Source organism: Arthrobacter sp. Soil_N43, from assembly GCF_057655195.1.
In genome coordinates this window covers 1-8,040 of the sequence record NZ_JBDGML010000068.1, presented here as the reverse complement: position 1 = coordinate 8,040, position 8,040 = coordinate 1, and the positions used below count along the sequence as shown (strand labels likewise).

The following is an 8,040-nucleotide window of genomic DNA, read 5'->3' as shown; positions in this document are numbered from 1 at the left end:
CTCATCCCACCGTCAGGCCTGGCGGGCTCGCAGCAGGCCAAGGGCCCCTCCGTGGTGGCCCTTGGCGGAGGCCACGGCCTCGCGGCATCCCTCTCGGCGCTGCGGCTGCTGACCTCCGAACTGACGGCGGTGGTCACCGTGGCGGACGACGGCGGATCCTCCGGCCGCCTCCGCGAAGAGTACGGTGTCCTGCCGCCGGGCGATCTCCGCATGGCACTGTCGGCACTCTGTGACGACACCGACTGGGGGCGCACGTGGCGCGACGTCATGCAGCACCGCTTCCGCTCGGGGCCCGGCGGTGGCTCCCTGGACGACCATGCCATGGGCAATCTGCTGATCGTCACCCTGTGGGAGCTGCTCGGCGACGCCGTGGCCGGGTTGAAGTGGGCCGGGGCGCTGCTTGGGGCCCGCGGCCAGGTCCTGCCCATGTCCACCGTGCCACTCACCATTGAGGGCGACGTGCGCGTTACCGCGCCGGACGGCAGCAGCACCCTCACCACCATCAGGGGCCAGGCGCGCTGCGCCGTGGCCGGTTCGCTTGAAAGTGTCCGCCTCATGCCGGAGGATGCGCCGGCATGCGTTGAAGCCCTGACGGCGATCGAACTTGCCGACTGGGTGATCCTGGGCCCTGGTTCCTGGTACACCTCGGTCCTCCCGCACCTGCTGTTGCCGGAGATGAGGCAGGCGCTGTGCGACACGCCGGCCAAACGCTGCCTCACCATGAACCTGGCCATGGACACGAAGGAAACCTCCGGAATGTCCGCGGCCGACCACCTGCACGTGCTGCGCAGCTACGCACCGGACTTCAGCGCCGACGTCGTGCTGGCCGACCCCGCGTCCGTTTCTGACGTGAAGGAGTTTGAGCGGGCCGCCGGGATGATCGGAGCCGAGGTCGTCTTGGGTAAAGTAGGGGCTTCGGGTCGGCGTCCCGTCCACGACCCCCTGCGGCTGGCAACGGCCTACCAGGATATTTTCGGGAACAGTTAGGAAGGTGCCATGGCACTGACAGCATCAGTCAAGGAAGAACTGTCCCGCCTGGACATTAAGAAGTCCTCGGTACGCAAGGCCGAAGTCTCGGCCATGCTCCGCTTCGCCGGAGGGCTCCACATCATTTCCGGCCGGATCGTCATCGAAGCCGAGGTGGACCTGGCATCGACGGCGAGGCGCCTGCGGGCGGCCATCGCAGAAGTGTACGGGCACCAGAGCGAAATCATTGTGGTTTCCGGCAGCGGGCTGCGGCGCGGCAGCCGCTACGTGGTGCGGGTGGTCCGTGACGGCGAGGCCCTGGCACGCCAGACCGGCCTCCTGGACGCCCGGGGACGCCCGGTGCGGGGTCTTCCGTCGGTGGTGGTCAACGGGTCCGCCGCCGACGCCGAGGCGGTGTGGCGCGGCGCCTTCCTGGCCCACGGCTCGCTCACCGAGCCTGGGCGGTCGTCGTCAATGGAAGTCACCTGCCCCGGCCCCGAGTCGGCCCTGGCCCTCGTCGGGGCCGCCCGCCGGCTTGGCATCCAGGCCAAGGCGCGCGAGGTCAGGGGAGTGGACCGTGTCGTGATCCGCGATGGCGATACCATTGCCGCCCTGCTCACCAGGATGGGCGCGCACGACGCGCTCATGGTCTGGGAGGAGAGGCGGATGCGCAAGGAAGTGCGGGCCACAGCCAACCGCCTCGCCAACTTTGACGACGCCAACCTCCGCCGCTCGGCGCAGGCCGCCGTGGCCGCCGGCGCGCGGGTTGACCGCGCCCTGGAGATCCTGGGCGACGATGTTCCCGACCACCTCAAATACGCGGGGGAGCTCCGGGTAGCGCACAAGCAGGCCAGCCTCGACGAACTCGGCCGGCTTGCGGATCCGCCCATGACCAAGGATGCAATCGCCGGCCGGATCCGGCGCCTGCTCGCCATGGCGGACAAACGTGCGTCGGATCTCGGCATTCCGGGGACGGATGCCAATGTGACGCCGGAAATGCTGGACGAGTAACGGCGCCCCTAGAATCAAGACCAGATGGTGGACTTATCCGGCGGACCGCGGGCTACGGCTCGGAGGCGGCCGGGTCCCGCCATTGAGATTTCCGGGTGATCCGTCATCCGGATGCACAATCCGAGAGTTAGCAAACCGGACAAACTGTCCACGACATTGGAGGATTTTGTGACCGAGTACGTTCTGCCCGAACTCAAGTACGACTACGCAGCGCTGGAGCCCCACATCTCCGCGAAGATCATGGAGCTGCACCACAGCAAGCACCATGCCGCCTACGTAGCGGGCGCCAACAACGCGCTGGCCCAGCTCGCCGAAGCCCGCGAGAAGGGCGACTTTGCCAACATCAACCGCCTTTCCAAGGACCTGGCCTTCCACACGGGCGGCCACATCAACCACTCCGTGTTCTGGAACAACCTCTCGCCGGACGGTGGCGACAAGCCGGAAGGCGAGCTGGCTGCAGCCATCGACGACGCTTTCGGTTCGTTCGACGCGTTCCGTGCCCAGTTCTCCGCAGCCGCACTCGGCCTGCAGGGTTCCGGCTGGGGCTTCCTGGCCTACGAGCCCATCGGCGGCAACCTGGTCATCGAGCAGCTCTATGACCAGCAGGGCAACGTGGCACTCGGCACCACGCCGTTGCTCATGCTCGACATGTGGGAGCACGCCTTCTACCTCGACTACGTCAACGTCAAGGCTGACTACGTCAAGGCCTTCTGGAACATCGTGAACTGGGCCGACGTCGCGCAGCGCTTCGCCGCCGCACGTGCCAACGCCACCGGTCTGATCACGCTCTAGTCGGTTGTGACGCGCGCAACATGCGCTGGTAACAAACTTCACATTTGGCCCGTTTAGGGCCGAATTGTGGACGGTCCGCCCCCGCACTTGCGGGGGCGGACCTTCTTAAACGTAAGATGGATCACGGAAGGCGGTTAGCCTTCAGCAATGTGGCTGGTCGCCCTCCGATCTGGTAATCATCTCTGCCCAATGGCGTGCGGGATCTGTTAGTTGGCTTGAACGCCCTCTCAACTAGTTGTGCTTCACAAGCACCAAGGAGACTGAAAAAGTGACCACCCGTATTGGTATCAACGGCTTTGGCCGCATCGGCCGCAACTACTTCCGCGCAGCACTTGCGCAGGGTGCGGACCTCGAGATCGTTGCCGTCAACGACCTCACGAGCCCCGAGGCACTTGCCCACCTGCTGAAGTACGACTCCGTCGGCGGCCGCCTGACCGAAACCGTTGAGGTCAAAGAGGGCAACCTGGTCGTGAACGGCAACGCCATCAAGGTCCTCGCCGAGCGTGACCCGGCCAACCTCCCCTGGGGCGAGCTGGGCGTCGACATCGTCATCGAGTCCACTGGTTTCTTCACCAAGGCAGCAGCCGCCAAGAAGCACATCGAGGCGGGCGCCAAGAAGGTCCTGATCTCCGCACCGGCTTCGGACGAAGACATCACGATCGTCATGGGCGTCAACCACGAACTCTATGACCCCGCAGCGCACCACATCATTTCCAACGCCTCCTGCACCACCAACTGCCTCGGCCCGCTGGCCAAGGTCATCAATGATTCCTTCGGCATCGAGCGTGGCCTGATGACCACCGTGCACGCCTACACTGCTGACCAGAACCTGCAGGACGGCCCGCACAACGACCTCCGCCGTGCCCGCGCCGCCGCCATCAACATGGTCCCCACCTCCACCGGTGCAGCCAAGGCCATCGGGCTTGTCCTGCCGGAACTCAAGGGCAAGCTGGACGGCTACGCCATCCGCGTTCCGGTCCCCACCGGTTCCGCCACGGACCTCACCGTGACCGTCTCCCGCGAAACCACCGTCGAGGAAGTCAACGCCGCCCTGAAGAAGGCCGCCGAGTCCGACGAGCTCCAGGGCATCCTGAGCTACACCGACGCCCCCATCGTCTCCTCGGACATCGTGGGCGACCCCGCGTCGTCGATCTTCGACTCCGGACTGACCAAGGTCATCGGCAACCAGGTCAAGGTTGTTTCGTGGTATGACAACGAATGGGGCTACTCGAACCGACTCGTGGACCTCACGGAGCTCGTCGCCGCAAAGCTGGGCTAGGGTTAGCTACATGACATTTCACACCCTCAACGAACTGATCGCTGAAGGTGTCCGCGGGCGGTACATTCTGGTCAGAAGTGACCTGAATGTGCCGCTCGACGGCTCTACAGTGACTGACGACGGCCGCATCAAGGCCTCACTGCCAGTCCTGGGAAAGCTCACGGACGCCGGTGCCCGCGTGCTGGTAACAGCCCACCTGGGCCGCCCTAAGGGCGCCCCGGACGACAAGTACTCGCTGAAGCCCGCAGCCGACCGGCTGGCCGAGCTTGCATCGTTCCCCGTCTCGCTCGCCGAGGACACGGTTGGACAGTCAGCGAAGGAGCTTGCCTCCTCGCTGCAGGACGGACAGGTCCTGGTCCTCGAGAACGTGCGCTTCGACGCCCGCGAAACCAGCAAGGACGACGCCGAGCGCGGCGCTTTTGCGGATGAGCTTGTGGCACTCACGGGCGGCAACGGCGCCTTTGTGGATGACGCGTTCGGTGCAGTGCACCGCAAGCACGCCAGCGTCTACGACGTCGCCACGCGGCTTCCGTCGTACCAGGGCGATCTTGTCCACACGGAAGTGGAGGTGCTGCGCAAGCTCACGGCAGACACCCAGCGCCCCTACGTGGTGGTCCTCGGCGGTTCGAAGGTTTCTGACAAGCTTGCGGTCATCGACAACCTGATCGGCAAGGCTGACACCATCCTCGTCGGCGGCGGAATGCTGTTCACCTTCCTCGCAGCGGAGGGCCACCGCGTGGCCGGAAGCCTGCTGGAAGAGGACCAGATCCCCGTGGTCCAGGACTACCTCAAGCGCGCTGCCGATGCCGGCACCGAGTTTGTGGTGCCCACCGACGTTGTGGTCGCAGCGAAATTCGCCGCGGACGCAGACCACGAGACCGTCAGTGCCGATGCCATCGAAAGCAGCAGCTTCGGTGCTCAGGGCATAGGCCTGGACATCGGGCCGGACTCAGCAAAGGCCTTCGCCGAGCGGATCGGGGCTGCCAAGACGGTGTTCTGGAACGGCCCCATGGGTGTCTTCGAATTCGAAGCCTTCTCCGGCGGCACGCGCGCCATTGCGCAGGCACTGACCGAGACGGACGCGTTCACGGTGGTGGGCGGCGGCGACTCCGCCGCCGCAGTCCGGACCCTGGGCTTCGCTGACGACCAGTTCGGGCACATCTCCACTGGAGGCGGCGCCAGCCTGGAATACCTCGAAGGCAAGGAACTCCCCGGCCTGAGCGTTCTCGACCGCTAAAAACTCCCAGCCGGCAGGGCGCCTGAACCGCAGGTATCGGGCGCCCTGCCGGCTGCTTCACATGATCAGCACATTTTGAGCCGCACCTTTGGAGAACACTTGACAACGTCAACTAACGGCACTTTTGACCGCACCCCCCTCATTGCGGGCAACTGGAAGATGAACATGGACCACGTCCAGGGCATCACCCTCCTGCAGAAGCTGGCCTGGACCCTGTCCGACGCCAAGCATGACTACAGCCGGGTGGAAGTAGCCGTCTTCCCGCCTTTCACGGACCTTCGCGGCGTCCAGACGCTCGTCCAGGGCGACGAACTCGACGTCGCCTACGGCGCGCAGGATCTGTCCCAGTTCGACTCCGGTGCCTACACCGGGGACATCTCGGGGCAGTTCCTGAACAAGCTTGGGTGCAAGTACGTCCTCGTGGGGCACAGCGAACGCCGGACCATCCACAACGAGTCTGACGACGTTCTCAACGCCAAGGTCAAGGCAGCCTTCCGCCACGGCGTCACACCGGTGCTGTGCGTCGGCGAGGGCCTGGAGATCCGCCAGGCCGGCACCCATGTCCAGCACACGCTGGACCAGCTCCGTGCCGACGTTGAGGGTCTTGGGGCGGAGCAGGCCGCCGAGCTTGTGGTCGCTTACGAGCCCGTGTGGGCCATCGGCACGGGAGAAGTTGCCGGCCCCGAGGACGCCCAGGAAATGTGCGCCGCTATCAGGGCCGAGCTGACCGAACTGTTCGGCGCCGACGTCGCGGCCAAGGTACGGCTGCTGTATGGCGGCTCCGTGAAGGCCAACAACGCCGCCGCCATTCTCAACGAGCGTGACGTTGACGGTGTGCTAGTAGGCGGCGCCAGCCTCGACCCGGCCGAGTTTGCTAATATTGTCAGGTTCGAGAGTCACCTGGTGACGGACTAGTCCGGACACAGGTCAACCTCCCGCATTCCCTATTTTCTGAAAGGCCGTCGTGGACGTTCTTCATGTCATTCTGCAGATCCTCTTGGGCGTCACCAGCCTCCTGCTGACTTTGCTCATCCTGCTCCATAAGGGACGTGGCGGCGGTCTGTCGGATATGTTCGGCGGCGGAATGAGCTCAGGTCTGAGCTCCTCGGGTGTCGCGGAAAAGAACCTGAACAGGTTCACCGTCATCCTGGGCATCACCTGGGGTGCCGTCATCATTGCCCTCGGCCTGCTGATGCGCTTCACCGGCACCGCCGACTCCTAGCCACCTGACGCCACCGGGGACTCCGCACTAAACTGTGGCTGTTGAACCTTAACAGCCATGGTCCTTTAGTAGTGAGGAGTTCCCGGTGGCGCATCCGTCTTCCGGCTTCCGGGGCACCCGCGTGGGTGTCACGCACGGAACAGGACTGAAGAATCAGGGCGACGGTCCGCCCGGCGAGCAGTTGCCGCGTATTCGTGTCTCCTACTGGTGTATCCAGGGACACGAGACGCGGCCTGTTTTCGTTAAGCTGCCGGAAGACCAGATCCCCGGAGTCTGGGACTGCCGCCGCTGCGGGAAGCCGGCCTCCCGGCATCCCGGTGCCGCCGTGGACGCGCTGCCGGTTGATGACGCCGACGGCTACAAGAGCCACCTGGACTACGTTAAAGAAAGACGCTCCAGCCAGGACGCGGAAGACGTCCTGGCTGGAGCGCTGCGAAGGCTACGAGCCGGCAGGGGCCTTCCGGACTAGCTGCTCCGGCACCCGCGAGGCTGCATTCTCGTCAATCAGCCACAGGGTGCGTGAGCGGCCGGACGGTCCAGCAGCCGGGACCTGGACAGGGTTGGCGCCTGCAAGGGCCAGGCCCACCGCGCCTGCCTTGTCCTCGCCCGCTACCACCATCCACACCTCTGCTGCGGTATTGATCGCAGGGAGCGTCAGGGAGATGCGTTCCGGCGGCGGCTTGGGGGAGTTGCGCACCCCTACAACCGTGAGCTGCTTCTCACGGATGCCGCCCTGCTCAGGGAAGAGGGACGCGACATGGGCATCGGGCCCCACGCCCAGCAGAACAACGTCGAAGCGGGGCAGTTTCCCCGGATTCTCGGGCCGGTCATCCGACATGTCGGCAGCGTGTTCGGCCGCTGCAGCCTCGCCGAGCCGGCGGGCGTAGTCTTCGGCAGCGAGTTCCGGCGTCTCGAAGTCATCCGACGAGCCTGGCTCGTGGACACGCTCAGGATCAATGCCGATGTGCTGCAGCAGCGCCTCATGGGCCTGGAGCGTGTTGCGGTCCGGATCCTTGGCGCCGACGAAGCGCTCGTCACCCCACCAGAAGTTCACCTTGGTCCAGTCCACGGCAGGCGCTGCCGGTGAATCCGCCACCGCCTTGAGAGTGCCGATGCCCACGGTGCCTCCGGTAAGCACCACCGTTGCTTCACCGAATTTGTCCTGGACATCAACGAGTTTGGTGATCAGGCGTGCCGCGATGGCGGCCATGAGGACGGAAGAGTCTGGATGGATGCTTACTCTAGGGTCAGCGCTCACTGGGACGGACACTCCTTAGATTGGTACGTGGCAGTCCAATAGTAATCACTTCACCGAATACTTCGTCGGGGTCGAGGCGGCGGAGTTCTTCGGCGAGGCAGTCGCGCAGGCTGCGTCGGGGCAGGGAGATGCGTTGGGCGGGCTGGCCGGGTTGGGTGAGTTCGGCGATGGAGAGTCCGGGGCGGAAGAGCTGGACGTCGCCGCTGGCGCGGGTGAGGCGGACGCGGCGGATGCCGGTCCCGGCGGGGTCCGCGACGATGGTCACGGGGGCGTCC

The 8,040-nt window shown here is 65.3% G+C and carries 10 protein-coding genes; 8 read left to right on the top strand and 2 right to left on the bottom strand.

Going from position 1 to position 8,040, the window contains the following annotated elements:
* The 8 genes from AC3A3W_RS06615 to AC3A3W_RS06580 all read left to right on the top strand — a co-directional run.
* A partial coding sequence (locus AC3A3W_RS06615; RefSeq protein ID WP_487441306.1) for a gluconeogenesis factor YvcK family protein occupies window positions 1-987 on the top strand: 987 nt, incomplete at its 5' end.
* Window positions 988-996: 9 nt separating this feature from the next.
* A complete protein-coding gene (gene whiA / locus AC3A3W_RS06610) occupies window positions 997-1,977 on the top strand; it encodes a DNA-binding protein WhiA (protein WP_205652983.1) in 981 nt (326 codons plus the stop codon).
* 168 nt (window positions 1,978-2,145) lie between these two features.
* Window positions 2,146-2,769: a superoxide dismutase gene (locus tag AC3A3W_RS06605; RefSeq protein WP_205652984.1), complete on the top strand. Its 624-nt coding sequence runs from the start codon at window positions 2,146-2,148 to the stop codon at window positions 2,767-2,769.
* Window positions 2,770-3,037: 268 nt separating this feature from the next.
* Window positions 3,038-4,048 carry a type I glyceraldehyde-3-phosphate dehydrogenase gene (gene gap / locus AC3A3W_RS06600; RefSeq protein ID WP_487441305.1) on the top strand — a complete coding sequence of 337 codons (1,011 nt, stop codon included), beginning with the start codon at window positions 3,038-3,040 and terminating at the stop codon, window positions 4,046-4,048.
* A 10-nt stretch (window positions 4,049-4,058) separates the two neighbouring features.
* Entirely contained in the window at window positions 4,059-5,285 is a 1,227-nt protein-coding gene (locus tag AC3A3W_RS06595) for a phosphoglycerate kinase (protein ID WP_487441303.1), read from the top strand.
* Between the two features lie 99 nt (window positions 5,286-5,384).
* Window positions 5,385-6,200, top strand: coding sequence for a triose-phosphate isomerase (gene tpiA / locus AC3A3W_RS06590; RefSeq protein ID WP_487441302.1), 816 nt, complete (start codon window positions 5,385-5,387; stop codon window positions 6,198-6,200).
* 49 nt (window positions 6,201-6,249) lie between these two features.
* Entirely contained in the window at window positions 6,250-6,507 is a 258-nt protein-coding gene (gene secG / locus AC3A3W_RS06585; protein ID WP_205652988.1) for a preprotein translocase subunit SecG, read from the top strand.
* Between the two features lie 85 nt (window positions 6,508-6,592).
* On the top strand, window positions 6,593-6,976 hold the full coding sequence (locus AC3A3W_RS06580; RefSeq protein ID WP_487441301.1) for an RNA polymerase-binding protein RbpA: 384 nt from the start codon (window positions 6,593-6,595) through the stop codon (window positions 6,974-6,976).
* Here the strand turns inward: AC3A3W_RS06580 and pgl are convergent.
* Together pgl and AC3A3W_RS06570 are read right to left on the bottom strand one after the other, a co-directional pair.
* On the bottom strand, window positions 6,947-7,765 hold the full coding sequence (gene pgl, locus AC3A3W_RS06575; protein WP_487441300.1) for a 6-phosphogluconolactonase: 819 nt from the start codon (window positions 7,763-7,765) through the stop codon (window positions 6,947-6,949). The two genes, AC3A3W_RS06580 and pgl, sit on opposite strands and share 30 nt — an antisense overlap.
* Window positions 7,755-8,040 (bottom strand): OpcA/G6PD domain-containing protein (locus AC3A3W_RS06570; RefSeq protein WP_487441299.1); only part of this gene is annotated, 286 nt, incomplete at its 5' end. The genes AC3A3W_RS06570 and pgl, both read right to left, overlap by 11 nt.

Coding starts and splice junctions, on each gene's coding strand:
- whiA (WP_205652983.1), top strand. CDS start 997: ATGGCACTGACAGCATCAGTCAAGGAAGAACTGTCCCGCCTGGACATT.
- AC3A3W_RS06595 (WP_487441303.1), top strand. CDS start 4,059: ATGACATTTCACACCCTCAACGAACTGATCGCTGAAGGTGTCCGCGGG.